Annotated in this window: 23 protein-coding genes and 1 pseudogene; 9 read left to right on the top strand and 15 right to left on the bottom strand. The window is 59.7% G+C overall.

Features of this window, described 5'->3' with window-relative positions; translation table 11 throughout:
• Positions 1-2: 2 nt before the first annotated feature.
• Positions 3-1,952, bottom strand: coding sequence for a DNA topoisomerase III (locus ACM6I5_RS30190; RefSeq protein WP_414885277.1), 1,950 nt, complete (start codon positions 1,950-1,952; stop codon positions 3-5).
• 131 nt (positions 1,953-2,083) lie between these two features.
• Positions 2,084-2,980 carry an AraC family transcriptional regulator gene (locus ACM6I5_RS30185; RefSeq protein WP_414885297.1) on the bottom strand — a complete coding sequence of 299 codons (897 nt, stop codon included), beginning with the start codon at positions 2,978-2,980 and terminating at the stop codon, positions 2,084-2,086.
• A gap of 229 nt (positions 2,981-3,209) precedes the next feature.
• Here ACM6I5_RS30185 and ACM6I5_RS30180 point away from each other — a divergent pair, with 229 nt between their 5' ends.
• From ACM6I5_RS30180 to ACM6I5_RS30160, 5 genes are all read left to right on the top strand, one after another.
• Complete coding sequence (locus ACM6I5_RS30180; RefSeq protein WP_414878436.1) at positions 3,210-4,043, top strand: oxidoreductase; 834 nt, start codon at positions 3,210-3,212, stop codon at positions 4,041-4,043.
• Positions 4,044-4,209: 166 nt separating this feature from the next.
• Positions 4,210-4,578, top strand: a complete 369-nt coding sequence (locus ACM6I5_RS30175) for a DUF427 domain-containing protein (RefSeq protein ID WP_414878437.1) — start codon at positions 4,210-4,212, stop codon at positions 4,576-4,578.
• Positions 4,579-4,727: 149 nt separating this feature from the next.
• Positions 4,728-5,249: a sigma-70 family RNA polymerase sigma factor gene (locus tag ACM6I5_RS30170; protein WP_414885276.1), complete on the top strand. Its 522-nt coding sequence runs from the start codon at positions 4,728-4,730 to the stop codon at positions 5,247-5,249.
• On the top strand, positions 5,246-6,190 hold the full coding sequence (locus ACM6I5_RS30165) for a FecR domain-containing protein (RefSeq protein WP_414885275.1): 945 nt from the start codon (positions 5,246-5,248) through the stop codon (positions 6,188-6,190). Before ACM6I5_RS30170 ends, ACM6I5_RS30165 begins: the two co-directional genes overlap by 4 nt.
• A gap of 98 nt (positions 6,191-6,288) precedes the next feature.
• Positions 6,289-8,757 (top strand): TonB-dependent siderophore receptor, encoded by a 2,469-nt coding sequence (locus ACM6I5_RS30160; RefSeq protein WP_017339495.1) that lies wholly within the window; start codon positions 6,289-6,291, stop codon positions 8,755-8,757.
• A 58-nt stretch (positions 8,758-8,815) separates the two neighbouring features.
• Here ACM6I5_RS30160 and lldD read toward each other — a convergent pair whose 3' ends face one another.
• The 3 genes from lldD to ACM6I5_RS30145 all read right to left on the bottom strand — a co-directional run bounded on the left by lldD (position 8,816) and on the right by ACM6I5_RS30145 (position 13,708).
• Positions 8,816-9,958, bottom strand: a complete 1,143-nt coding sequence (gene lldD / locus ACM6I5_RS30155) for an FMN-dependent L-lactate dehydrogenase LldD (protein ID WP_414885274.1) — start codon at positions 9,956-9,958, stop codon at positions 8,816-8,818.
• A gap of 252 nt (positions 9,959-10,210) precedes the next feature.
• Positions 10,211-11,833 (bottom strand): MFS transporter, encoded by a 1,623-nt coding sequence (locus ACM6I5_RS30150; protein ID WP_414885273.1) that lies wholly within the window; start codon positions 11,831-11,833, stop codon positions 10,211-10,213.
• Between the two features lie 228 nt (positions 11,834-12,061).
• Positions 12,062-13,708 carry a GMC family oxidoreductase gene (locus ACM6I5_RS30145; RefSeq protein ID WP_414885272.1) on the bottom strand — a complete coding sequence of 549 codons (1,647 nt, stop codon included), beginning with the start codon at positions 13,706-13,708 and terminating at the stop codon, positions 12,062-12,064.
• Between the two features lie 121 nt (positions 13,709-13,829).
• Between ACM6I5_RS30145 and ACM6I5_RS30140 the strand changes: the two genes are divergently transcribed.
• Positions 13,830-14,726: a LysR family transcriptional regulator gene (locus tag ACM6I5_RS30140; RefSeq protein WP_017339491.1), complete on the top strand. Its 897-nt coding sequence runs from the start codon at positions 13,830-13,832 to the stop codon at positions 14,724-14,726.
• A gap of 10 nt (positions 14,727-14,736) precedes the next feature.
• Here ACM6I5_RS30140 and ACM6I5_RS30135 read toward each other — a convergent pair whose 3' ends face one another.
• A complete protein-coding gene (locus tag ACM6I5_RS30135) occupies positions 14,737-15,837 on the bottom strand; it encodes a DNA alkylation repair protein (RefSeq protein ID WP_414885271.1) in 1,101 nt (366 codons plus the stop codon).
• A gap of 150 nt (positions 15,838-15,987) precedes the next feature.
• Positions 15,988-17,796: a monovalent cation:proton antiporter-2 (CPA2) family protein gene (locus ACM6I5_RS30130; protein ID WP_414885270.1), complete on the bottom strand. Its 1,809-nt coding sequence runs from the start codon at positions 17,794-17,796 to the stop codon at positions 15,988-15,990.
• A 184-nt stretch (positions 17,797-17,980) separates the two neighbouring features.
• On the opposite strand from ACM6I5_RS30130, the gene ACM6I5_RS30125 reads away from it, so the two are divergent.
• The gene (locus ACM6I5_RS30125; protein ID WP_414885269.1) at positions 17,981-18,286 is read left to right on the top strand and encodes an RcnB family protein; all 306 of its coding nucleotides are present in this window, start codon (positions 17,981-17,983) and stop codon (positions 18,284-18,286) included.
• 144 nt (positions 18,287-18,430) lie between these two features.
• Here the strand turns inward: ACM6I5_RS30125 and ACM6I5_RS30120 are convergent, their stop codons facing one another.
• From ACM6I5_RS30120 to ACM6I5_RS30110, 3 genes are all read right to left on the bottom strand, one after another.
• Entirely contained in the window at positions 18,431-19,504 is a 1,074-nt protein-coding gene (locus ACM6I5_RS30120; protein ID WP_414885268.1) for a diguanylate cyclase domain-containing protein, read from the bottom strand.
• Positions 19,505-19,570: 66 nt separating this feature from the next.
• On the bottom strand, positions 19,571-19,912 hold the full coding sequence (locus ACM6I5_RS30115; protein WP_414878446.1) for a protealysin inhibitor emfourin: 342 nt from the start codon (positions 19,910-19,912) through the stop codon (positions 19,571-19,573).
• A complete protein-coding gene (locus tag ACM6I5_RS30110; RefSeq protein WP_414885267.1) occupies positions 19,909-20,973 on the bottom strand; it encodes a M4 family metallopeptidase in 1,065 nt (354 codons plus the stop codon). Before ACM6I5_RS30110 ends, ACM6I5_RS30115 begins: the two co-directional genes overlap by 4 nt.
• 143 nt (positions 20,974-21,116) lie before the next feature.
• Between ACM6I5_RS30110 and ACM6I5_RS30105 the strand changes: the two genes are divergently transcribed.
• A complete protein-coding gene (locus ACM6I5_RS30105) occupies positions 21,117-21,455 on the top strand; it encodes an FKBP-type peptidyl-prolyl cis-trans isomerase (RefSeq protein WP_414885266.1) in 339 nt (112 codons plus the stop codon).
• 41 nt (positions 21,456-21,496) lie between these two features.
• Here the strand turns inward: ACM6I5_RS30105 and ACM6I5_RS30100 are convergent, their stop codons facing one another.
• Positions 21,497-21,805, bottom strand: coding sequence for a hypothetical protein (locus ACM6I5_RS30100; protein ID WP_414885265.1), 309 nt, complete (start codon positions 21,803-21,805; stop codon positions 21,497-21,499).
• Positions 21,806-21,828: 23 nt separating this feature from the next.
• A complete protein-coding gene (locus tag ACM6I5_RS30095) occupies positions 21,829-23,070 on the bottom strand; it encodes an S-type pyocin domain-containing protein (RefSeq protein WP_414885264.1) in 1,242 nt (413 codons plus the stop codon).
• A 148-nt stretch (positions 23,071-23,218) separates the two neighbouring features.
• On the opposite strand from ACM6I5_RS30095, the pseudogene ACM6I5_RS30090 reads away from it, so the two are divergent.
• Positions 23,219-23,374: pseudogene (locus tag ACM6I5_RS30090) on the top strand (FKBP-type peptidyl-prolyl cis-trans isomerase); the annotation flags it as partial.
• 21 nt (positions 23,375-23,395) lie between these two features.
• On the opposite strand, the gene ACM6I5_RS30085 reads toward ACM6I5_RS30090, so the two are convergent.
• From ACM6I5_RS30085 to ACM6I5_RS30075, 3 genes are all read right to left on the bottom strand, one after another.
• Positions 23,396-24,139 (bottom strand): SDR family NAD(P)-dependent oxidoreductase, encoded by a 744-nt coding sequence (locus tag ACM6I5_RS30085; RefSeq protein ID WP_414885263.1) that lies wholly within the window; start codon positions 24,137-24,139, stop codon positions 23,396-23,398.
• Between the two features lie 185 nt (positions 24,140-24,324).
• Entirely contained in the window at positions 24,325-25,389 is a 1,065-nt protein-coding gene (locus tag ACM6I5_RS30080; protein ID WP_414885262.1) for a D-cysteine desulfhydrase family protein, read from the bottom strand.
• Positions 25,390-25,497: 108 nt separating this feature from the next.
• The gene (locus ACM6I5_RS30075) at positions 25,498-26,610 is read right to left on the bottom strand and encodes a cytochrome P450 (protein ID WP_414885261.1); all 1,113 of its coding nucleotides are present in this window, start codon (positions 26,608-26,610) and stop codon (positions 25,498-25,500) included.
• Positions 26,611-26,621 lie beyond the last annotated feature (11 nt).

The raw sequence follows: 26,621 nt of genomic DNA, 5'->3' as shown, positions 1-26,621 counted from the left end.
GATCACGCCTTGCTCGCCGGTTTTGCTGCGCGCTTGCCAGCCGTCGCGGGTTTGCGCTTGGCCGGTTTGCGTTTGTTTTTCCATGGCGCGCCACCGCGCCCGGCCGGGCTTGCCGGGCCGCTGATGGTCAGGCTGAGGCCGGCGCAGCGGGCCACCTGCTTGCTCATCCACGCGGCTTGTTTGGTGACGAACTCTTCCAGGCTCATTTCGCCGCTTTGCACCATGTCCAGCGCCTGTTCCCAGATCGCCGTGGTGCCCGGATCGGCAATGGCACGTGGCACCGCGTCGATCAGGCTGAAGGCGGCCGGCGTCGCGGCCAGTGCCTTCCCGTTCTTGATCAGGTAACCGCGGTCGAGCAGGCCCTGGATGATCGAGGCGCGGGTGGCTTCGGTGCCGATCCCGGTGGTGTCCTTGAGTTTCTGCTTGAGCAGTGGGTCTTCCACCAGTTTGGCGACGTTCTTCATCGCTTTGATCAAGTCACCTTCGGTGAAGGGTTTGGGCGGCTGGGTCCAGAGGTCCTTGAGCTTCACGTCGGCCACCGTGCACTCACGTCCTTCGGCCAATGTCGGCAAGGTTTGTGGCGCTGGCGCTTCGCGGCCCTTGGCCGGGGCGAGGGCCTCGGGCAGGGCGCGTTTCCAGCCAGGCTCGATGATCTGCTTGCCGACGGCGCGCAAGGCTTGACCGGCGCAGTCGAAGTCGGCCTGGGTCCGGTCGTATTCATGATTGGGCAGAAACTGCGCCAGATAACGTGCACGGATCAGGGTATAGACCGCACGCTGCTTGCCCGCCAGCCGATCAAGGTTTTTTGCCGCGGCAGTGGGGATGATGCCGTGGTGAGCGCTGACTTTCGCATCGTTCCACGCCCGTGAGCGGCGCTGGGGTTCCAGGTAGTCCTGCAAGGCGTTGAGGGCCGGATCAGCTTGCCTCAACGCTGCCAGAATACCTGGCGCTTCGCTGTGTTGACTGACAGGCAGGTAGCCGCAATCACTGCGCGGATAGGTAATGACCTTGTGGGTTTCGTAAAGCGCCTGGGCGATGTCGAGCGTTTCCTGGGCGCCGAGGCCAAGCTTCTTCGAGCAGACTTCCTGCAAGGTGCCCAGATCGAACGGCAGCGGCGCCACTTCTCGCATCCGCTCGGTACGCAGCTTGATCACCCGGGCACTCGCCGCATTGCCAATCGCCGCCGCCGCTTGTTGCGCGAGCGCCTGGTCGAGGCAGCGATCCTGATCGTCGCAAGCGTCGGAGGCCGCGCGCCACTGTGCGGTGAACGCGGTGCCATCGTGCAGCAGCTGCACGTCGATGGCCCAGTAAGCCACGGGGACGAAATCGGCAATGCTGCGGTCGCGATCCACGACCAGCCGCAGGGTCGGCGTTTGCACCCGACCGACCGGCAACACGCCCTGGTAGCCGGACTGGCGCCCCAGCAGCGTGAACAACCGGCTCATGTTCATCCCGATCAGCCAGTCGGCCCGTGAACGGCCCAATGCCGAATGATAGAGACTGAACGTCTCCGCTCCCGGTTTCAGTGCAGCCAACGCCTTGCGGATCGACGCATCGTCCAGCGCCGACAGCCACAATCGCTGGATCGGCCCGCGATAACGGCAATGCTCCACCAGTTCCCGGGCGATCATTTCGCCCTCACGGTCGGCATCGGTGGCGATCACCAGCTCATCGGCCTCGCCAAGCAAGCGTTTGACGGCCTTGTATTGACTGGCGGTGCGCGGTTTGACGGTCATTTTCCATTTGTCCGGAATGATCGGCAGATCCGCCAACACCCAGCGCTTGTAACGTGCGTCGTAGGCATCCGGCGGCGCGGTTTCCAGCAGATGGCCGATGCACCAGGTTACCGTGACGTCCGTTCCCAGCCAGCAGCCGTCGCCGCGACGCCGAGCGCCGAGCACGGCCGCAATGTCTTTGGCCTGGGAAGGTTTTTCACAGAGGTACAACCGCATAACCACCATCGTTCATCAGCTGCCGGAAGGTGCACAGAATGGCGGCTGATGAGCGATGGAGCAATCTTTATCTGTATGGATGTACAGCTTGTGCATGTCCAGACATTGCAACGATCTGCAGATCGAGGCGCTCAATGGGAGGACACAAACTGCGCGTTCTCCAGAGGCGGCAGGGCGAACGAGCCTTTCATTCGCGTCACCTCATCGGTGGGCGTACGACCGAACAGCCTTTTGAATTCGCGACTGAACTGCGAACCGCTTTCATAGCCGACTTGCGAAGCGGCCGACGCGACGCTGCAGCCGTTGCGCGCCATCAACAGGCGGGCCTGATGCAGGCGCGTGGTCTTCAGGTACTGCATCGGCGAGGTGTGGGTGATCGCTTTGAAATGCGCGTGGAAGGTCGGCACGCTCATGTTGGCCTCCCTGGCCAGGTCTTCCACCTCCAACCGTTCGCCGAGGCTGGCGTGGATTTTTCGCAGGGCCAGGGATATACGGCCAAATCGGCCTTTGGCGCTGAGGGCGGCGCGCATCGAACCGCCCTGAGCGCCGGCAAGAATCCGGTAATAAACCTCGCGCACCAGCGCCGGTCCGAGCAGGCGACTGTCCAGCGGCGAGTCAAGCGCCTCCAGCAGCCTCAGGACCGATTGGCTCAGGCGCGGTTCCATGGGCGAGGCGAACATGCCTTGGGGCGCGGCCGACGGTTGGTCGTCGAGTTGCAACATCAGTTCGGCGACGAGGTTGAAGTCCAGATGCAGATAGATCGCCAGCAGCGGTTCGTCCTCGCTGGCGTCGGTTTCCATGGTGAAGGGAACCGGCACGGTCACCGCCAGATAATGCCGGGCATCGTAGAGGTAGGTCGTTTCCCCCCAATAGCCGCGTTTGCGCCCCTGGCAGACGATGACGATGCCCGGATCGTAAAGCACCGGGGTGCGATGCAGCGGACGGTTTGAGCGCAGCAAACGCACATCCGCCAGCGCGGTGAGGTTGTAGCCTTCGTCCGGAGCGAGTCGGCTGAGCAGGTCGATCATCCGTTGCTGGCAATCGTTTTGATCTACGGCTGATGGGCTCACGGTTCGGTCCTGATGAGTGTTCATTGGGCTTGAATGTGACCCTGCCGTTCGCACAAAGCAATCAACTCATAGGATTAGGCAAATAACTCGCAGCAATGGGCGTTCAGTCCGCGCGTGTGCACTTCTACCATGGTGTCGAGCCTGACTGTCGCGCTGTGCGGCAGCACTACCTGGGTGGAATGTGACCATGAGTACAAAAAAGACCCTCTTCATCACCGGCGTCAGCAGCGGTTTCGGCAAGGCGTTGGCCAACGAGGCACTTGCGGCGGGGCATCGGGTGATCGGCACTGTGCGCAGCGAATCGGCGCGGGTTGAGTTCGAGGCGCATGCCTCGAAACAGGCTTTCGGTCGATGCCTGGATGTCACTGACTTCGCGCGGATCGACGCGGTGGTGGCCGAGGTCGAAGCCAGCCTCGGCCCGGTGCATGTATTGGTCAATAACGCTGGCTATGGTCACGAAGGTATTTTCGAAGAGTCGGCCCTTGAAGAAATGCGCCAGCAGTTTGAGGTGAATGTGTTCGGCGCGGTGGCGGTGACCAAGGCTTTCGTGCCCTTTTTTCGCCAGCGCCGGGCAGGGCACATCATCAACATCACGTCCATGGGCGGTTTCATCACGATGCCTGGCATTGCCTATTACTGCGGGAGCAAATTTGCACTGGAGGGGATTTCCGACACCTTGAGCAAGGAACTCAAGCCATTCGGCATCGCGGTCACGGCCGTTGCACCGGGATCGTTTCGCACTGATTGGGCCGGGCGTTCAATGCGCCGATCCGAACGCAGCATTGCCGAATACGATGCCACTTTCGACCCGATCCGTAGCGCGCGGCAGAACAAGAGCGGCAAACAGTTGGGCGATCCGGTGAAAGCCGCGCGAGCCATGTTGACGTTGATTGACAGTGAGGCGCCACCTGCGCACCTGTTGCTCGGTAGCGATGCGCTGCAGCTGGTGCGCGAGCGGCTGGAGGCGATGACGCGTGAAATCGAGGCGTGGGAAGCGGTGAGCCGGTCCACGGACGGATAAAGCACTTGATCCCGTTCGGCTGCGAAGCCGTCGTGATGGCAAAATCTGGGTTATACCTGAAGCTGTGTTCTCACGTTTTGGGGCCGCTGCGCGCCCCATCGCGAGCAAGTCGGACCGCCGCTCGCACGCTCCTACAGGTTTATCATCATCCCGAGGAACGCAATTCATGAAAAGCTCCGGTCCCAGTCCTGTCATCACCATTGCCGAGCAACCAGGCACCCTGCTGGTGAAGTTTCACGATATTCAGGTGGCCGCGTCCACCCGCGCGCTGGTGCTGCTGGAGGCCAATTACCCTCCGGTGTATTACGTCCCGCGGGAGGACATCGACGAGCAATATTTTGCCCGCACCGATCACACCAGCTATTGCCCTTACAAGGGCGACGCGAGCTATTTCAGCCTGCAGATTACGGGGCATGAGGGGGCCAATGCGGCATGGAGTTATGAAAACCCCAAAGTGTCGGTAGAACAAATCAAGAATCATGTGGCCTTCTATCCCGATCAAGTGAAGTTCGAGATTCTCGAAAACATTGAATGAGGGGCGCTTCAGCGAAGATAGAGCTTCTACGGCTGACAACCCCGTCACACCTACGGGTGAGGCGGGGTTTGGCCAATACAGCTATTGCCAATCACCTCCTGTACCGATGACAATGCGATTCATTATCAGTCGCGAATTATTCCATTGTCATGTCCGCCAACGATTTGTCCCTGCGCAGCGCCGTCAATGATCTGTATTGCGACCACCACGGTTGGCTTAATGGCTGGCTGCGCAAGCGCTTGGGTAACGCCTTCGATGCGGCGGATCTGGCGCAGGACACCTTCGTCCGGGTGATCAAGGCGCGCAACGCGCTGGAGATACGCGAGCCGCGGCCGTACCTGTCGATGATCGCCAAGGGCTTGTTGATTGACCTGTTCCGCCGGCGTTCGCTGGAACAGTCGTATCTGGAAGCCTTGGCGGCCATGCCCGAAGGGCAACAACCTTCGCTGGAAGAGCAGGCGATCCTGCTGCAAGCCCTGATGGAAATCGATCGTTTGCTGCAAGGGTTGGGGCCGAAGGTCAAACAGGCGTTCATTCTGTCTCAGTTCGAAGGCCTGACCTACCCGCAGATTGCCCAGCGCCTGGGCGTCAGCGTGCGCACCATCAACAATCACATGGCCAAGGCCATGGAGCATTGCTGTCTGATGCAAATCCAGTTGCAGCTGGCATGAGCCTTTCACCCGCCGAATTGAAGGCGATCAGTGTCGCGGCTCAGTGGTATGCACGCCTACAGTCAGGTGTCGCGACCGACACCGATCGCGCGGCATGGAACGAATGGCTGCTCGCCGACCCTGTGCACACTCAAGCCTGGCAGCGCATGGCCGCCGTCGGCGAGCAAATGAGTCGCGTGCCTGGCGCTTTGGCCTCACCGGCCTTGCGCGGCGCTGACAGCTCGCGTCGGCAGGTGTTGCGTAGTGTCGTGGTACTGGCCTCGGCCGGTTCGCTGGGTTGGTTGGGATGGCGCAGTGAAACAAGCCAGAACCTGTTCGCCGATTTCCGCACTGCCGTGGGTGAGCGCCGGGAGTTCCGCCTGGCGGATGGCAGTTCATTGCTGCTGAATACCGACACGTCGGTCAACCTGCGTTTCGATGGGCACCAACGGGTGCTGGAACTGTTGTGGGGCGAGATGCTTGTCACGACCGCTGTCGATCCTTCGCAGCGACCGTTCAAGGTGGTCACTCGCCATGGCGAGGTGCTGGCGCTGGGGACACGGTTTATCGTCCGGTCCGGGCATCGGGACGGCGAGGTGGCCGTGCTTGAGAAGGCGGTGGAAGTGACTTCATCTGGCGTTGGCCCGAAGGTGCGCCTCGAAGCTGGCCAGTCCCTGAGTTTCAATCCTGCTTCACTGGGGACGGTACGGCGCAATGATGCTTCGACGGGCGCCTGGCAGCAGGGCAGCATCATCGCCATCAATCGTCCGTTGGCCGAGTTGCTGGCCGACCTGTCGCGCTATCGCACTGGCGTGCTGCGCTGTGATCCGCGCATTGCCCATCTGAAGGTGTCCGGGGCGTTCCCCATCGATAACACGGACCTGGCGCTGGCTGCGCTGGAAAGCGGTTTTTCCCTGCGTATCAGCCGATTCAGTCGCTATTGGGTCAATGTTTCCGGCTGAGGCGACAAAAAATAATTTCAGTCTTTTGCACTTTTCATTCACATCGTTCGGCTCATCCCTCAGTGAGTTTTATTGATGATCTTTGGGGGAGGGTAAGCATGTCTCGGGTCTACACGTCAGGTCGTCTGGCGATTGCAGTGAACGTCGGATTGATCGCGGCAACGTCGATGTGCGTATGGCCGGTCGCGGCGATGGCGGCGCAACAGCAAACTTCGGTTCAATCCTTCGACATTGCTGGCGGCAGTCTGACCGAAGTCCTCAGTCATTTCGCCAGTGCGGCGGGCGCCGCCATTTCCTTTGATGCGCGACAAACCGAAGGGCTGAAGTCCCCCGGACTCAAGGGGGCGTTCGGTGTGAGTGAAGGATTCGCGCGAATTCTGGGCGGCAGCGGTCTGCAAGCCGAACCCCAGGCCAACGGCACTTACGTGCTGCGGCCAGTACCGGCCACCGGCTCGGCACTGGAACTGGGGGCGACCAACATCAACGGGCAGATGCTGGGCGCGACCACCGAGTACAGCGGCTCGTACACCACGGGCGCGGTGACCATCGGCAAGGGCGAGCACTCGCTCAAGGAAACGCCGCAATCGGTCACGGTGATGACCCGCAAGATGCTTGACGACCAGAACCTCAACACCATCGAACAGGTCATGGAAAAGACGCCGGGCATTACTGTCTACGACTCGACCATGGGCGGCAAATATTTCTATTCGCGCGGCTTCCGTATGTCGGGCCAGTACCAGTACGACGGCGTGCCGCTGGATATGGGCAACCTTTATGTTCAGGCCGACAGTTTCAGTGGTGACATGGCGTATTACGACCGGGTCGAAATCCTTCGTGGTGCCGCGGGCATGATGAAGGGTTCGGGTGGCACGGCCGGCGGGGTGAATTTCGTGCGCAAGCGCGGCCAGACCGCGCCGCATACGGACATCACGCTGTCCGGTGGCAGTTGGGACAATTATCGCGGACAGGTCGACACCGGCGGACCGCTGAACGACTCCGGCACAGTGCGCGGCCGGGCGGTAGTCGCCGAGCAGAGCCGGCATTACTTTGTGGACGACGCCAGTCGCAAGGATCAGGTGTATTACGGTGCCCTCGATTTTGATGTCAGCCCCGACACGACACTCGGGCTGGGCGTTGCCTATGAAGACGTCGACGCCAATCCCTGCTGGGGCGGTCTGCCGCGTTACCGGGATCGCAGTGACCTGAAGCTCAGCCGCTCCAGCTGCCTCGACCCTTCCTGGAACACCTGGCGCAGCCAGCGCACCACCGTCTTCAGCGATCTGAAACATCAAATCAACGAAGACTGGTCCTTGAAGGTCGCAAGCGTTTACACCAAAAACACCCAGGACATCAAATACGCGTTTGCCTCAGGCGCGGTGACTCCCGGCACCAACACCACGGGTATGCTCGGCAGTATGTATGACTACGACCAGGTCGATTACGGCCTGGATGCCTACGTGGACGGCAAGTTCGACGCGTTCGGCCAACAACACGAATTGGTGGCAGGTTTCAACGCCAGCCGTGCGAAAAAAGACGACTTCTACTCAGTGGCGTTTCTGCCGCAGCGGCAGAATGTGTTCAACCCCGACAAGCATGTTCCTGAACCGGACGACAGCTACTTCATCGACAACTCGTCTCGCGGCGGGCCGGTCAATTCCGTGACCAAACAGAAAGGCGTTTACTCGACGTTGCGCCTGAAACTGGCAGATCCGTTGACCCTCGTCGTCGGCGGTCGTGTGAGCTGGTACAACTCGGAAACCGACTACGACTTCATCAATACAGGCACCTCGGAACACGCCAGCACCACGGAGACAGGCCAGGTCACGCCATTTGCCGGCGTGCTGCTGGACCTGAACGAGCACCTGACGGCTTACGCCAGCTACTCGGATATCTTTACCCCTCAAGGCAACTTTCGTTCGGAAGACGGTTCGGCCCTCAAACCGCTGGTGGGGCAGAGTTATGAATTGGGGATCAAGGGCGCCTGGTTCGATGGTCGCCTGAACAGCTCGTTCAACCTTTTCCGCACCATCCAGAAGGACCAGGCGCAGACGGACTTCAATTCCTCTTGCCCGTCATCGGATGGCTACTGCTATGTCAACGCGGGAAAAGTGCGCGCCCAGGGTTTCGAGGCCGAGATCAGCGGTGAAGTGATCGAACGATTGCAATTGCTCGCGGGTTACACCTACACCCAGACCAAGACCCTCGACGACATCGACACCAGCCTGAACGGCGCCGCGTTCAACAGTTATGTGCCGAGACACGTGTTGCGCATGTGGGGTGATTACGCGCTGGGCGGTGCTCTTGAGCGGTTCACCCTGGGGGCCGGCGTCAACGCGCAAAGCGATAATTTCCGCGTCTCTCCGGCCACTGGCGACAAGATCACTCAGTCAGGTTATGCGATCTGGAACGGTCGGATCGGCTACCGCATCGACGACACCTGGTCGGTGGCGTTGAACGGCAACAACCTGTTCGACAAGCGTTATTACACCACCATCGGTACCGAGAGCTTCGGCAACTATTACGGCGACCCACGCAACTTCATGGTGTCGGTCAAAGCGAGTTTCTGACGCTCGCCTCCCTGGAAAAGCCGCGCCATTGCGCGGCTTTTTAATGATTGCGATCAGCTCACCGAACCGCCTGCACCAGCGTCGATTCATCAATCTGACCAATCGAAGTGACCCCGGTTAACGTCATCGCCACGCGCATCTCTTTGGCGAAAATGTCCAGCATGTTTTCCACCCCGCGTTGACCGTCGGCGGCCAGCGCGTACGCCATGGAACGCCCCAGCAACACGCCTTTCGCGCCCAGCGCCAGCATCCTCACGACATCGAGCCCCGAGCGGATTCCCGAGTCGACCAGCACCGTCAGGTCATTGCCCACCGCTTGCATGATCGGCGGTAATGCCTTGGTGGTGGAGAGCACGCCGTCCAGCTGCCGCCCGCCGTGGTTCGACACCACAATGCCGTCCGCGCCAAAGCTGACTGCGTCCCGGGCATCCTGAGGGTCGAGGATGCCTTTGATGATCATCGGGCCTTGCCAGAAATCCCGTATCCATTCCAGATCGCTCCAGCTGATCGACGGGTCGAAGTTGTTGGCCAGCCAGCCCATGTAGTCTTCGAGGGTGACGGCTTTGCCGAGGTACTTCGAGATGTTGCCCAAGTCATGCGGACGACCCATCAGGCCGACGTTGAAGGCCCAGTCGGGTTTGGTCATGGCTTGCAGGATTCTTCGCGAAGACGCAAAAGGCCCGGACATCCCCGAGTGTGCGTCCCGGTAGCGCGCGCCGGGCGTGGGCATATCGACGGTGAACACCAGGTTTTTCACCCCGGCGGCCTTGGCCCGCTCCAGGGCATTTTTCATGAAGCCTCTGTCTTTCAGTACATACAGCTGAAACCAGATGGATTGTTGGGTTTGGGTCGCCACTTCTTCGATCGAGCACACCGAGACCGTTGACAGGCACAGGGGGATGCCTTTGTTTTGTGCGGCCTTGACCGCTTGCACTTCGCCACGACGGGCGAACATGCCTGTCAGGCCGACCGGTGCGAGGATGATCGGCATCGCAAGGGGCTGGTCGAAGAGGGTGGTTTCAAGGCTCAGGGTTTCGACGTTTTTCAGGATGCGCTGACGCAGGCTGATACCCGTCAGGTCGGCGCTGTTGGCCCTCAGTGTGTGCTCGGCATAAGCGCCGCCGTCGATGTAGTCGAACAGGAAGCGGGGAAGTTTGCGGCGGGCTGCCTCGCGGTAGTCGGATGCGGATGAAATGATCATGGTGCCTCGGTCGGGTGAGTGGCGGGGCGATGGATGCTTCGGGTCAGAGTAGCGAAAACGGCTCGCGATTGCGGTAATTCTGTTCACTTGAGGAAGTGGATACCGATTTGAACTCGCGGATGTCAGCGGAACCCTGTGGGAGCTGGCTTGCCAGCGATGGACGTCCAGACAGCGCGTTCATTCAGACAGCGCGTTATCGTTAACGACCATCGCTAGCAGGCTGGCCTACCAATCAATTCATCAAGTCAGGTGTCAGTTGGTATCCAGATCCACATTCTTGGTCTCACGCAAACAAATCATCCCCACCACCAGGCTCACCGCAGTAATCACTACCGGGTACCAAAGCCCGTAGAAAATGTCACCGGTATACACCACCAACGCGAACGACACCGTCGGCAGAAACCCGCCAAACCAGCCATTACCGATGTGATAAGGCAGGGACATCGAGGTGTAGCGGATGCGCGTCGGGAACAGTTCGACCATCAGCGCCGCCAGCGGGCCGTAGCACATGGCGGAGATGATGATCAGCACCACCATCAGCGCCACGATCATCGGCTTGTTGACCTGTTGCGTATCCGCTTGTGACGGATACCCCGCCAATGTCACTGCGCCGCGCAGGGCCGCTTCGTCGTAGCCATCGATTTTTACCTCACCAACGCTGACCTGCACGTCGCTGCCGGTCGGGGCTGCTTCACTGGTGTAGGGCAAGCCCTGTTTCACCAGGAAGGTTTTGACCTTGTCGCAAGGGCTGTCAAATTTCGCCTTGCCCACCGGATCGAACTGGAAGGTGCACGTGGCCGGGTCGGCCAGTACGGTGATCGGCGCCTGGCGACTGGCTTGGTCGATGGCCGGGTTGGCGTAGTGAGCGATGGACTTGAAGATCGGGAAGTACAGCGCGGTGGCCAGCAACAGGCCGATCATCAACACCGGTTTGCGCCCGACCTTGTCCGACAGCCAGCCAAAGAAAATGAAGAACGGCGCGCCGATGATCACGCTGACGATCAAAAGGCTGTTGGCCAGTGCCGGATCCATTTTCAGGAACTGGGTGAGGAAGAACAGCACATAAAACTGCGCCGCATAAAACGTCACTGCTTGCCCGGCGTTGATGCTGAACAGGGCGATCAGCACGACTTTGAGGTTTTCCCATTTACCGAAGGAATCACGCAGCGGCGACTTGCAGAGTTTGCCTTCCTCTTTCATTTTCACGAACGCAGGAGATTCGTGCAGGCTCAGGCGAATCCAGGTCGAGATGCCCAACAGCACGATCGAAAACAGAAACGGAATCCGCCAGCCCCAGACTTCGAACTGGTCACCGGTGAAATAACGGCAACCCAGCACCACGAGCAGCGACAGCAGCAAGCCGAGGGTTGCAGTGGACTGAATCCAGCTGGTGTGGAAGCCGCGTTTGCCGATGGGCGCGTGTTCCGCGACATAGGTCGCAGCGCCGCCGTATTCACCGCCCAGGGCCAGCCCCTGAAGCATACGCAACACCACCAGAATGATCGGCGCGGCGATGCCGATGCTGGCGTAGGTCGGCAGCAGCCCGACGCAGAACGTCGCCACACCCATGAGGATGATGGTCGCGAGGAAGGTGTATTTACGCCCGATCATGTCCCCCAACCGACCGAACACCAGCGCACCGAAGGGGCGCACGATGAAGCCGGCGGCGAACGCCATCAGCGCAAAGATGAACGCGGTGGTGTCGTTGACCCCGGCGAAGAATTGTTTGCTGATGACCGCCGCGAGGGCACCGTAGAGGAAGAAGTCGTACCACTCGAACACCGTCCCGAGTGACGAAGCGAAAATGACTTTGCGGGTGTCGCGGCTCGTGTCGACGCTGCGTGTGATGTCCAGGGGCTGTACATGTTCTGACATATCGGTATCCCTCACAGTGATTGTTTTTGTTGTTCCACTGTCGGCGCCTGCCTTGTGGGCGGGTGCCGCTACTGTCAATTCGACGCTACCTGCATCGATCTTGCTGATTTACCCGATCCCTGTAGCAGCTGCCGCAGGCTGTGATCTTTTGACCTTGATGCTCTGGCGCGCCATGGGCGCCAAAAGATCGCAGGCTTCGCCAGCGCCTACATTGACCGAGTTTGGCATTCAGACGTTCGTGACCAGTTCCCTTTCCTGGCTGTTGCTCCTTGTATTGGGGTTAAGAATGAGTTGCGCGGCTTTTTCGGCAATCATCAGCGTAGGCGAACAGGTGTTGCCCGAGGTGATGCGCGGCATGATCGACGCATCGGCAATGCGCAGGCCGGGGATGCCATGGACTTTGAGCTGCGCATCGACCACCGCGTCGGCGTCGTCGCCCATGCGGCAGGTGCCGACCGGATGGAAAATCGTCGTGCCGATGCGGGCGGCGGCTTCGTGCAGTTCTTCTTCAGTCTGCAAGCGGTCACCGGGCAGGTATTCCACCGGCTTGAATGCTTGCAGGGCGGGGGCGGAAACGATGCGCCGGGTCAGGCGTATCGCGTCAGCCGCGACGCGCAAGTCTTCCGGGTGGCTCAAATAATTAGGTTGGATCAGCGGTGCTTCCTGGGGATTCGCCGAACGAATGTCGATTCGACCACGGCTCTGCGGGCGCAAATCGCAGACCGACGCGGTGAAGGCGGGGAAGGCGTGCAATGGCTCGCCGAAACGTTCCAGCGACAAGGGTTGCACGTGGTATTCGAGGTTCGCCGAGGTCTGTTCCGGCCCTGACCGGGCAAACGCACCGAGCTGACTTGGCGCCATGGACAGCGGCCCGCTGCGGTCATACAGGTAACGCAACCCCATGCCCATTTTGCCCCAGACGCTGCCGGCGATCTGGTTCAGGGTCCGGGCATTTTCCAGTTTATAGATCAGCCGCAGTTGCAGGTGATCCTGCAGATTGCCGCCCACGCCGGGCAGCTCATGCATCACGCCGATCCCCAGTTTTTCCAGGAGTGGGCGAGGGCCGATGCCGGAGCGTTGCAGGATGCTCGGTGAACCGACAGCGCCAGCGCAAAGGATGATTTCCTTGCGTGCCTTGAACGTTTTTACCTGGCCTTGCCAGCGCGTGCTGACCGCCGAGGCGCGGCCGTTTTCCAGGAGCACGCGGTCGACTTCGACGTCGGTCAGTACGGTGAGGTTGGGACGGAGACGGACCGGTTTGAGAAATGCCTTGGCCGCGTTCCAGCGAATGCCGGCTTTCTGATTGACCTGGAAGTAGCCGCAACCTTCGTTGTCGCCCTGGTTGAAGTCGTCGATGCTGGCGATGCCGCTTTGTTCGGCTGCGCTGCGAAACGCATCGAGAATCGGCCATGACAGTCGCTGGCGCTCGATCCGCCATTCCCCGGCGGCACCGTGGAATTCAGAGTCGCCGGCAAAGTGATTTTCGCTTTTCTTGAACAGCGGCAGGACGTCGTTCCAGCTCCAGCCGGGATTGCCGTCGGCGGCCCAGCGGTCATAGTCGCCAGCCTGGCCACGCATGTAGATCATGCCGTTGATAGAGGAACAGCCGCCGAGCACCTTGCCACGGGGGTAACTCAGGGCGCGACCTTGCAGGCCAGGTTGCGCTTCGGTCTTGAAGCACCAGTCGGTGCGCGGGTTGCCGATGCAGAACAGGTAACCCACGGGGATGTGAATCCACGCGTAGTTATCGCGGCCGCCGGCTTCAAGCAGCAGCACGCGGTGTTGCGGATTGGCCGATAACCGATTGGCCAGCAAACAACCGGCCGGCCCGGCTCCGACTACGATGTAGTCGAATTCTTCAAGGGAAGTCTGCATCCCTGACCTCTTATTGTTGTTCTTGTTGTCGGTCATCCTAGTTGTTAGCTTTCGTCAAAAGAATGTTAGTTTTTGCGCAGCCGCTGTGCGTTTTCAAACAGCGCAGCCCTAAGGACGGTTCATGTTCGATTGGAATGACCTGCGGTTTTTTCTCGAATTGCAGCGCAGCGGGCGTTTGCTCACTGCCGCCCGCCGTTTGAACACTACCCACGCCACGGTGGCCCGGCATATCGAGGCCATCGAAAAGAGCCTTGGCTCGGCGCTGTTCGTCCAGCATGCCCAGGGCTACGAGATGACCCCGGCCGGCGAAGCGCTGCTCAAACACGCCGAGGCGATGGAAAACGTTGCGCTGCTGGCTCAGGAGGAGATCACCCAATCGACGGCGCCCTTGGGCAAGATTCGCGTCGGCGTGACGGAAGGGCTGGGCATCATGTTCCTCGCCAGTCGCATGAACGGGCTGTTCGAACGCTATCCGGGGCTCGAAGTGGAACTGGTGGCGGTGCCACGGTTTGTCAGCATTCTCAACCGCGAAGCCGAGATCAGCATCCACCTGGAACGCCCGTCCGCCGACATGCTGGTCACGCGCAAGCTCACCGACTATCGCCTGGCGCTGTACGCCAGCCAGGCGTATCTCGACAGCGCACCACCGCTGCGCAGCCGCGAAGACCTCGGTCGCCATGCGTGGATCGGTTATGTCGACGATTTGCTGTTCAGCCAGGAACTGATGTTCCTCAACAGCTTCTGCCGCAACCCGCAGGTGGTCTTCCACAGCACCAGCGTCATCGCCCAGCAACAGGCGGCGCGATCAGGCCTGGGGATCGCGGTGTTGCCGTGCTACATGGCCAGTGCCGATCCGCAGCTGGTGCCGTTGTTGCCGGATGAAAGCATCCAGCGCAGCTATTGGATCAGCACCCGCCGCGAGCTGCACAAATCCGTGCGGCTGCGGGTGTTGTGGGATTATGTGGTGGAGTTGTGTGAGCAGGAACAAACTTTACTGCTGGGCCAGAACCCTTTGTAGGCGCCGGGTTTCAGGGGAGGATTTCGAAGGCCGTGCTGGCCAGGCGCTCGCCGTTCACCATCACGTGTACTGCATGTTGGCCCGCGTAATGTTTGCGGGTGGTGAGTTCCTTGATGTGCTGACCACGGCTGAGCACGGCGGTGGTGTGGCCGGGCAATGTCAGCGCTTTGAGTTTGAACACCTTCGCTGAAGTGCTGCCATTGGCTTTGACGTAATCGATGGTGTAGTCGATCACCAGTCGCTGGCTGTTCTCGACTGTGGATTTAACGGTAAAGGACAAGGTGATTTTCTCCCCCAATGCAATCACCGCCGGTTCGACGTTCACGTCCATGATCTCGACCTCGGGTTTGCCGCCCGCGCCAATGATCGCCAGTGCCCGCGAGTTACCTTGTTTGATCAGGCTGCGAAGGGCGTGCCTGGCAATCCACGCGGTGTGCCTGTTGTCCAGCGACCAGCCTTCGATCAGGTCCAGCACCCACTCGGGATGGTCCTTGGTGATGTCGTTCAAGTGGTTGGCCACCGACTTGCGCACATAAAGGCTGTCGTCGGCCTTGAGGTTGTCGAGGATGGCGGCGGCGAGGGTCGGGTCAGCCTGGATCTGTTCCAGTCGAAATGACCACGGCAGACGCGGGCGGCAGCCTTCGCTGGCCAGACGCCGGACGTGTTCGTTTTCGTCCAGCGACCACTCGTGCATCACCGCCAGCGCGCGCTCGAAGTCGCTGCGCAGGAAATAGCGGATCGCGAATTCAGCGGAGCCGAAGGTGGTGAAGTATTTGAGCGCGTCCATGGACTGCTCGAACGCGTGGCCGCCATAGGTCGCGACGTAATGCGGCAGCGAGATGCTGACGAAACCGCTGTTCAGGCGCGGGGCGAGGGCGCGCAGCACGTCCAGCGACGCTTCATAACTCAACGGCAGGACAGCGTGCAGGCACTCGCTGACCCGGGCCATGCGCTGCATGATCGACAACTCGGCGAGCCCGTCGTTGGCCATTTTCAGGAAGGCCCTGGCGTTGAACGCGGGGTAGACCGCCGTCATCTCCGTGGCGATGTGCTTGAGGCGCTCGGCGTTGAAGATTTCCTTGAGGGCGGGGGCGGGTGGGGCAGCGGCCATTGTGGATTCCTTGAAGTCGTTTTTTATTCGGATATACCGCGTTATCGTTCTTCGCGAGCAAGCCTGCTCCCACAGTTGATCGAATGAGCATGCCAGATGCGCTCTAGTGTGGGGGGCGGGCTTGCACGCGATGAGGCCCTCACATTCACTTCAACTCTTACTGGATTCTTCTTCCAGCTGATCGGACTCAAACAGCTTCGCCAGTTCCGCCCTGGCTTCCTGCGCAGTCTGCAACACCTTCGCCGCATCGTCATACACCGCATGCTGCGCTTCCAGCACCTGTTCATCGTGATGCTTGAAGCGCTTGATCCGCGCATCGGCCTGAGCCTGGGTCAGCCCCAGTCCTACCAAGGTGCGCCGGCTCATTTCCAGACTCGAATAATAGGTTTCCCGAATCGCCTCGGCCCCCAGGTCCACCAACCGGTGCACATGCTGGCGGTTACGGGCGCGGGCGATGATCTTGATGTGTGGATACAGCCGGTGCACCACCTCGGCGGTCTTGATGTTGGTGTCCGGATCATCGGTGGCGATGATGAAGTACTCTGCCTGCTCGACCTTGGCCGCGCTGAGGATTTCCGGGCGCATCGGGTCGCCATAGAACACCGGTACGCCGCCAAAGCTGCGCGACAGTTCGATGGTTTCCACCGAAGTGTCGAGGGCCACGAACTTGATATTTTGCGCACGCAGGATACGGGCGACGATCTGTCCCATCCGGCCCATGCCGGCGATCACCACGCGGGGTTCGTCGGTGTCGATCTCGCGGAATTTTTCCGGCACCACCACAGGTTGCACCTTCGGTGTGACCAGTCGCGCGCAGAGCAGCAGCAACAACGGCGTCACGGCCATGGACAGCGTGATCGTCAGCACCAGCAAATCGTACAGGCGCGGCTCGAACAAGCCCTGATCCCGTCCGATCTTGAACACCACGAACGCGAATTCACCACCGGCGGCGAGCACGATGCCGAGGCGAATCGCACTGACCTTGCCCAGGCCACCGGCCAGTCGACCCACCACAAACAGCAGCGGCAGCTTGATGGCGATCAGCAGCAGTGTCAGCGCCAGCACCGTGATCGGCGCGCTGAGCAGCAAACTCAGGTTCGCGCCCATGCCGACGCTGATGAAAAACAGTCCCAGCAGCAAACCCTTGAAGGGTTCGATCTGTGCTTCCAGCTCGTGGCGATACTCGGAGTCCGCCAGCAGCAAACCGGCGAGGAACGCGCCCAGCGCCATCGACACGCCCACCAGGTCCATCAGCCACGCCGTGCCAATCACCACCAGCAACGCGGTGGCGGTGGAGACTTCCGGTAAACCGGTCCTGGCCACCACGCGGAACACGGGTCGCAGCAGATAGCGACCACCAATGACCACCACCGCAATGCTGCCCAATACCCGCAAACCGTGATTCAAATCCTCGGCCGCACTGCTGGTGTGATCGCCGCCCGCCAGCAGCGGCACCATGGCAATCAACGGGATCGCGGCGATGTCCTGGAACAACAGAATTGCAAAGGCCAGGCGCCCATGCGGACTGGTCAGTTCCTTGCGTTCAGCCAGGCTTTGCAAACCAAACGCAGTGGACGACAAAGCCAGGCCCAGGCCCAGCACAATCGCGCTGTTCAACGGCTGGCCAAACACGAACAGCGCCAACACGCCAATCACCGACCCGGTCAGCAGCACCTGCGCCAGGCCGACGCCAAACACTGACTTGCGCATCACCCACAAGCGCCGAGGCGACAGTTCAAGGCCAATGATGAACAGCAGCAACACCACGCCGAGTTCGGAAATATGACTGACACTTTGCGGATTGCCGATCAGGCCCAGCACCGACGGCCCGATAATCACGCCAGCAAACAGATAGCCCAGCACCGCCCCCAGTTGCAGGCGCTTGGCCAAAGGAACGGTGAGCACCGCCGCGAACAGAAACACGACAGCGGCTTGCAACAGGTTGCCTTCATGGGGCATTGGGAAACTCCAGAACTCGGTACGGCGGGGGGCACAAGGATAAAGGCTGCGACGGCAGGCGTCAGCCCGGATGGCAATGATTGTATGAATGGTGCGTCGTTGCCTCTGTCACGCAACCACAAGGAATGTTTCTGTGCTGCCGCAGTCGGAGTTCAGAGACCACGACATTACTGGAGCTTCATCCATGAACAGCAAGACCCTTATCGCCAGCCTCGCCCTCGTCGCAGGCATCGCCGGCATCAGCTCGATCGTTCAAGCCGATGAACCGCAAAAAACCGTCCAGCCCGGCGTCAACAACACCCGCGAGCTGGTGGTCGGCGACCGCGCCCCGGATGTTTACCAGCGCAGCGAGAAGGCCATCGGCAACTGGAAGGCGAAGGGCCTGAAAGCCCCGAAGGAACAGGCGCAGTGTGTGCAGATCAATGACAAGTACATGATGGTGATGATCACCAACGGGACGATCATGGATATCACGCCGGTGGAGCGTTAGGCCGCCAGCAACAATTGGGCATGGACGGTTGATTGTCATTGTCCAGGCTCGCGGTAAAGCTCCACGGCGATGTCGTTGACTGGACGTCTGGAGCGACTCGTTTTCAACGACGTTGCCTATGGCCAAGGTTACGACTGAACAGTTTCACTCAACCCGACTATGACTCAACGTCTGCTCACCCAGCCGATACTGGTTATTCCCGCTGCGTTTTGCCTCATACATCGCCAGGTCGGCAATATGAATCAACCGGTCCATGCTCGGCGCATGGTCCGGAAACACCGCGACGCCCAGGCTGGTGCCGATGTGGCGATGGTCGTTGCCGATGGTCACTGGCGGTGAGAGTTCGACGAAAATTTTCTGGCAGATACGTCGGGCTTCGTCTTGCAGGCAGCCACCTTGAGGCAGGCCCTGGAGGATGACCACGAATTCGTCGCCGCCGATGCGGGCGACGGTGTCGGTTGCGCGCAGGATCTTCTTCAGGCGCGTGGCGGTGGTGACGAGTACGCGGTCACCGGCGGCATGGCCGTAATGGTCGTTGATGGCCTTGAAACCATTGAGGTCGACGAACACCAGGGCTACTCGCGTGGCAGTGATTCGCGCCTGCTCCAGTGCTTGGGACAGGCGTTCTTCGAGCACCAATCGATTGGGCAGGCCGGTCAACGGATCGAAGTGGGCCAGGTGCTGCAAGTAACTGGCGGAAGCTTTTTCCTCGGTGATGTCACGGACCACGCCCATCATCTTGATCGTTTCATCGTGATCGTTCTTCACCACGTTGCCGGTCTCGCGTAGCCAGCGAACGGTGCCGTCGGGCCAGATCACCCGGTATTCCTCGTCATGATTCTCGCCGGTTTCCAGGCAACGCAGCTCACCGGCCCGCACCCTGACCCGGTCGTCGGGGTGCACGCAGGCGCAAAACAAGGCGTAGGAGGGCGTCACTTCGCCGATCTTGAAGCCGAACATGCCGTAGATCGCTTCCGACCAGTAGAGCCGGTCGGTGTCGACATCCCAGTCCCAGGTGCCGATCCTGGCGAAATACTGGCTGCGTTTGAAGCGTTCGGCGTCGCCATCCTGGTGGATGGTTTGTCGTTCGGACAGGTTGGTAATCAACGCACGGTACTCGGCCAACTGCTTTTGCTGCGAGCGTTCGCGGCAGATCAGCAGGATGATCAGGGCAACTACTAATGAGCCGAGGGCTGCGCTGGTCCAGACAAAATTCATTCAGGGTTTGCCATCATGGCGTGCCATCACACGAAAAGGTGTGTTTATGTTAGTTCAAGCGCTTGCTCAATTGCACGGTCCCCCCTGAAGAAGTACACCTTTGTCCCACAACTGCACCAGTTCCCCCGGTGCCTGATCCTCGGGAACATTCAGCACCCAACCACCACCCTGATCATTGACGCGCGAGCGCACTTCGATTTGATAGAAGCGTTGATCGCCCTGACCGCAAGACTCCCGGGCCAGTGGCAGGCAACCCTCCAGCAACGTGCAGATACGCGCGCGCTGATCGAGATCGCAGTGCGTGAACTCGATTTCACGGGGGCGGGTCAAGGCGTGGACCCTCGCGAAACCACCCTGACGGGACAGACGAACGACGGTTTCATCGCCCAATGCTGGCAGCGTTTTCATGAACCCTCCTGACTCGGTTTAACACCTACTTCGGCCCATCCGTGTTTTACCGCTCGGGCTTCGTCGGTGCCGAAGCGGTTGCGAGCGTGGGCAACGGTCAGTTGCGCGAACTGCTCGAACGACGCTTCGCCGGGCAGACGTTTGTCGCACAGCGTGTCGTACCAGATGCGCCCGGCCTTCTCCCACGCAAATCCGCCCAAGGTTTCGGCCACCAGATAAAACGCTCGATTAGGGATGCCGGAATTGATGTGCACACCGCCATTGTCTTCCTGAGTGATGACGAACTTGCGCATGTGATCCGGTTGCGGGTCCTGGCCGAGCAGCGGGTCGTCGTAAGCCGTGCCCGGATGAGCCATTGAACGCAAACCGACGCCCTTGATGCGAGGCGTCAGCAAGTCAGCGCCGATCAGCCAGTCCGCCTCTGCGGCTGTCTGACCCAGCACGCGTTGCTTGATCAGCACCCCGAAAACATCCGATATCGACTCATTCAATGCCCCGGACTGGTTGGCATAGACCAGGCCGGCTTCGCTTTCGATCACGCCGTGGCTCAGTTCGTGGCCGATCACATCCAGCGAGCGGGTGAAGCGCTCGAAGATCTCGCCGTCGCCGTCCCCGAAGACCATTTGTGCGCCGTTCCAGAATGCGTTTTCGTAATTCTGGCCGTAATGCACACTTCCGATCAGCGCAAAACCCTGATTGTCGATGGAGTCGCGCCCCAGCACCTTCCAGAAAAAATCGTGACTGGCACCCATTGCATCATAAGCCTCGTCAACCGCTGCGTCGCCCGTCGCGGGCTGGCCTTCAAGGCGCGCGGGCATTCCCGGCAGCAGCATTTTGCCTTGCGCATCATGAATGCTGCGCTGGACCTGACCGGGTTGAGCCGAAGTGGGCAGGATCGCCGCAGCGGAAGAAGGCACCGACAAACCCGGCGTGTGCCGAAGCGTGCGCACGTGGGTCAAGGTGATCATCGCGCTGGAGCGCTGACGCTCGGAACCGTGGGCGATGATTCGATTGAGAATGTAGGGCGGAATGAAACTGCGCGGTGATCGTTGATCGGTCATCTGAGCGTCCTTTGCTGAGCACGAGGTCGATACTCATGTGAGCGGAAGCCAAGGGCTTCGGTTCCATGGATTGCCTTCTGTGCAGAATTCTGCGAAAACCTTCGTCCGCGCCCCGGACCGGGCGACCGTAAACGAGTAGAAGCATGAACGACGAACTGCAAATCATCGATATTGAGCCGGGCGATGGCAAAGCCGCCGTCAAAGGTGCACTGATCACCACCCAGTATCGTGGCTGGCTGGAAGACGGTACCGAATTCGATTCTTCCTACAGCCGAGGCAAGCCTTTCCAGTGTGTGATTGGCACCGGGAGGGTTATCAAGGGCTGGGATCAAGGGATCATGGGCATGCAGGTCGGCGGCAAGCGCAAGTTGCTGGTGCCGGCGCACCTGGCCTATGGCGAGCGCACCCTGGGCAAGATCACGCCGAATTCGAACCTGGTTTTCGAGATTGAATTGCTGGAAGTGCTGACGCGGGATGATTGATTGCCGTATTAGCTGAAACGACAAAACTTTCTTTTGGCGACTCAGGTGAATGCGTCGATATCGTCGAGGGTATCCGCAACGATGCCTTCCAGGGCGGGAAATTTGTTCTTGACGTTTTCGAGTGCTAGAAGCACCGGTTTCCTATCTAGCTCGCCATGCCTGCGGGCTAGATGGCCGAGTGCGGTGACAGCGGACGCTGCAACCGATTCCACCTCACTCGTGAGGTGTTTAAGGCAAGTGTTCTGAGCCCATATTCTGTCTTCTTCATTCAGACCAATGGAAAGCAATGCCGCAATAACATTTGCATTTACGTCGCTGGTAAGGAGGTTCGTCGCTTCATCGTGGCTCATTGATGGATCTTGATAAAGAAGGCTCACTTGTTTTTCCCCAGAGTATTGCCCTTGTTGTCTGTCTTCTTAGCTTTGATCAGCGCATTTTTCATATTTTGGTGGAGTTTATCCCATGGTCTGACGTGGCCGTGATAAACGTCTCCTCCCGTACGATCAAAGACTACGAACTCATTTGTGTCCGGATCAACGCCAATCCTGCGTGGGGATGTAGGTTTCACCTGAACCGAGTTCTCCAGTGCTTCCTGTCCATTCGTGGGGCCCTTACTTTTGACCGGAGTGTCCGTCTTGCCATGGTAACTAGCCGCACCAAACTCCAGACTTAAGACAATATAAAGAGGTTTGATACCGGAGTCGGCAGGAAATACCAGGATGAAGTCACGGTACTCGGGAGGATAGATCGGGTTTACGATGATGCTGTCTGCCTGTTCAGTAGGCGGATAAATCCAGATGTTCGGAGCTTGTGGGGCACCTTCTAAAGCTGGGATTCCTGACGTGTTGGTCGGGTCGATGGCTGGAGTCCATATCAGTCTTGTCCCGTTGCCGAATTCAGCCACTTGCTGAGAGCCATGAGCTACGAATCGCACTACAGGAATCATTTCCCAATCGCTACGCTTCTGGGTGTTGTATCCGTATCCCCTTAAGGTGCCATCGGCCTGTTGTTCGAGATGCAGTCGGACACGGGTCCGGCCTTCGTCGAGCGACTTGAGCTGTTCTTCTGTGTAAAGGGAACTGTCCCCCAGACTTGAGGGCCAAAGCAGAGCCACCACCCCAGTCAATGCTCCAACAGCAACGCCTCCCGTAACGACAACTGCTCCACCAGCAGCACTTGTTCCGGTGCTGGCAGCACCAACCCCGCCTAGGAGAAGTGTTCCCAGTGCAGCAGGTAATGCACTGCCACTGATTTTTTTTAGAGGGATGTTTCCCTGTGTGTCCCTTTCGCGCCCGCCCAGCAGGGAGAACTTTCCGTAATCGGCCAGCCTCTCCACAGGGACAAACCCTGCTGGGTTGTCGTGGTTGATTACGCCGTCGGGAAGGTTGCAGCTTTTGGCGAACACACATCCCTTGGAACTGAGCTGGCCCTTTTGTTGAGGCCGTCTTATGAGGTGGTCTTCATATGCCTGTTGTCGGGACAACATATCGTCATAAGTTTTTTGTCTGGTTTCGCGCGCTGCTAGTTCTGTGGCAGTCATGTAGCGGCTTGTGACATGGTGTCCGTCGCCTGAAGGTGGATTCTGAACCCTCGGTATGTCTGTATTGCGAGCCATGAGCGTCCTTGATTCATCTTCTGAAAGCGATGCGGACGCTATATCAAACGGTATTTTATTGATGTAAGACGGTTCTGAAGTTCGAGCTGTTGTTACAAATGAAGCTCCTCGCTCAATCTCAGCTTGTCGCTATACGCTGGGCCGAAACGATCAGAGGATCATGGGCATGCAGGTCGGCGGCAAGCGCAAGTTGCTGGTGCCGGCGCACCTCGCCTATGGCGAGCGCACCATGGGCAAGATCACGCCGAATTCGAACCTGGTTTTCGAGATTGAATTGCTGGAAGTGCTGACGCGGGATGATTGATCCCACATCAGCTGAAACGCCTTATCGCAGCGTGTAACCACTGTCGACAATCCAGTCCTGCCCATGCACGCTGCGAGCACCGCGACTCAGCTGGAACAGGATCACGTCCGCCACCGCAGCGGCTTCGAGGAATTTTCCATCGAGCAGCCTCAGGTTGACCGCGGTGGCAACGTCACCCAGCTCTTCGGTCTTGAGCCCCAAGGTCGACCAGATCGGCGTCGCCGTTGGGCCGGGCGAGACGGTGTTGATGCGGATTCCGAAGGGGGCCAGCTCAACCGCCAGGGTTCGTGCATGGGCGATCAGTGCTGCCTTGGAGGCGATGTAAGCGGCCAGGCCGGGAAAGGTGATTCCGACCAGGAACGTGCCAATGAATACCACTGAAGCGGAATCGGCCAGGTGGCTGCGCAGGCACGCCAGGGTATTCAGCGCCCCTGCACCGTTCACTGCCCATTGCCGGTCGAAAGCTGAAACATCAAGGCCATCGGCCAGTTGCGCGATGCCAGCGTTGGGGACCACGAAATCCACCGGTCCCAGGACTTTGGCGCGCTCGGCTAACCGGTCGAGATCCTCCTGGCGGGTCACATCCCCATCGACCCAGGCCAACTGGTCGCTGAAGCGTTCCGCCAATCCCGCCAGTCCACCGAGCTGGCGTGACATTGCCAAGACGCGAGCGCCCTGTTCCAGCAGGCGTTCGGTGACGGCCAGGCCAATGCCGGAGCTCGCGCCGGTGACGACCGCCAGGCGATTCTGAAATTCATTGTGCATGCAGCAATCCTTTTACTCATGGGCAGCCTGTTTTTTGGTTGGTGCGTTCGCAGGCCAATCGAGCGCGCGAGAACGTCTTCAAAAAACGGGCCAATGCCAAAAGCCTTGCAGATTGCGGTTTGCACGGAGGGTGTTGTTATTTTGACTAAGTCATTGAAGAGTCTTAGTGACTGCTTTTGCAGTCATTAAGACTCTTCCTGTTTCTTGAGGATCGGCTTTTTATCCTGAAACGTTTCCCGATAGGCATACAACCCAGGCGTCCCGCCGGTCATCACGAACAGCACGTTGTCGCCGTCACGGAAACGACCTTGTTTCAGATCGGCCAACAGGCCCGCAAACGCTTTGCCGGAATACACCGGGTCGATCAACAGACCTTCCGCGCGCGCCATCAGGCGTACGGCGTCTTGCATGGCCTGGGTCGGCAGACCGTAACCATCGCCCAGCTGACTGCCGTCAATCACGATGTCCTCGGGCGGTACGAGGGCGTTGCTGCCCAGTAAAGCCAGGGTGTCCCGGGTCAGTTTCAGGGTCCGGGTCGCTGACGAGTCGCGATCCGATAACACCGAGTAAGACTTGACGAGGGATGTGCCTCGGCCCAGCAACTGGAAACCGGTCGCGAGCCCGGCGTGGGTGCCGGCGCTGCCGTTGGGCACCACGACCTGGGTGAAGGTTAGGCCGAGCGCCGTCTCCTGCTCCGCGATTTCCGCTGCGCAACGCGCATAGCCGAGACTGCCCAGCGGGGTTGAGCCGCCCATGGATATCACCAGCACCTTGCGCCCCGATTCCCGAAGTTGCGCCGCTCGCGCCTCGGCCCGGGCGAGTGAGTCGGTGCCTGCGGCCAGCACTTGCAGCTGTGCACCAAACAATTGGTCGAGCAGCACGTTGCCGTTGAGTTCGTAATCCACCTCGGATTTGGGCACCGAGCGGGTGAGGATTAATTCGCAATCGATTCCCAGACGCGCGCAGACCGCCGCGGTCAGTCGCGCATGGTTGGACTGCACACCGCCCACGGTAATGACCGTATCGATGCCGGTCTGCTGCGCGGCACCGATGTGGAATTCGAGTTTGCGCAGCTTGTTGCCGCCACCGCCCAGCAACATGTGATCGTCGCGCTTGAGAAACAGGCGGATTCCCCGGGTCTGCAGGCCCAACAGCTGTTCGAGACGTTCGGCGCGCTGAATGGGCGTTGGACCTTGCAGGAGGTCTGCTCGCGCAAAAGCACTCAGGGACTTGTCCAGTTGGGTTTGCATCGATGGCGCCTCGCTGACTGTTATCAGCCTGACTCTATGGAGAAAGTCCGTCGTGATAAACGCATCGCCAGTCATTTCACCTTTAACCTGATGTAACTAATTGGCCCTTCATGCGAACAGTGGAATTCGACCATTCAGGGAAGGGCGGTAGTGCCAGGTCAATCGGCCCAGCAAGGGTTTCAAGGCCAGGATCTGCGCCAATGTGGCGCTGGCGATGTTCAGGGCGAGCGTCTGGCCCGGGCATTGATGACGTCCCGAACCGAAAGTGAAGCTGTGACGCTGCGGACGCTCGAACATGAAGGTATCAGGCTGATCATTGAGCTGCAGGTCACGATTGGCCGAAGCCAGCAGCACCAGAATCACATCGCCGGGCTGCAGGCTCACACCTTCGATTTCACAGGGGGCGGCGACAAACCGGCGGGTGTTCTGAACCGATGGATCGAAACGCTGGGCCTCAGCTACCAGGTCGTCAATGCTGATCGAATCACTCAGCCACTGTGGGTTTCGAATCAACGCCAACAACGCGTTACCGATCAGCCCGGCGGTAGCCTCATAGGTCTGGGAGAGCAGGCCGATGAGATTGGCGATCATTGCATCGCTGTCGGCGGAACCCGCCGCAAACCGCTGGCGAATACCGGCGAGCAAGGCGCTTTGATGGTCCGGGTCATCCAGCAATTCAACGAAATAACCGCTCAACTGTTCCGCCGCCGCATGGGCATCGTCCAGTTGTGCCTGATCGCTGAGGGGCGACAGGCACGCGACGAACTCCGCGGTCAGCTCACTGACGATCCGGCCCTGCGCAGGCGTGAACCCCAGCAGGGCCGCCACCACGCACACCGGGCCACGGAACATCGCCTTGTGCAGCCCATCGGCATCCGCACTGATCAATCGCGCGCCGACCAGCGCAGTGATCTCATCCCTGTCGATCATCGCCAGCCCTGGTTGAATGGCCGACCTCGGGCAGCGCTGGCGTTCGCCTTCATTCATCCGCATCAACTGACTGAAGACCTTGCCGGCCACACCGCTGGCAATGGCCTTGGGCACCGGCTCATGAGCCGGCCGCACATGACAGTCAGCATGCGCGAGCACCGCCGCCACAGCCTTGGCGCTGCTGGCGACCCACAGCTTTAGTCCTTCGTGAAAAACCAGCCCACCTTGAGCGCGCAATTGCGCGTAATAAGGATAAGGATCGGCGTGAGTCAAAGCGATGATCGGGTCCATGGGGCGCAGCC

The sequence above is a fragment of the Pseudomonas sp. IT-P171 genome (assembly GCF_949767765.1).
Taxonomy (GTDB): Bacteria; Pseudomonadota; Gammaproteobacteria; order Pseudomonadales; family Pseudomonadaceae; genus Aquipseudomonas; species Aquipseudomonas fluorescens_B.
Note: the sequence above shows the minus strand (reverse complement) of the source record. Positions and strands in the feature narration are given on the sequence as shown.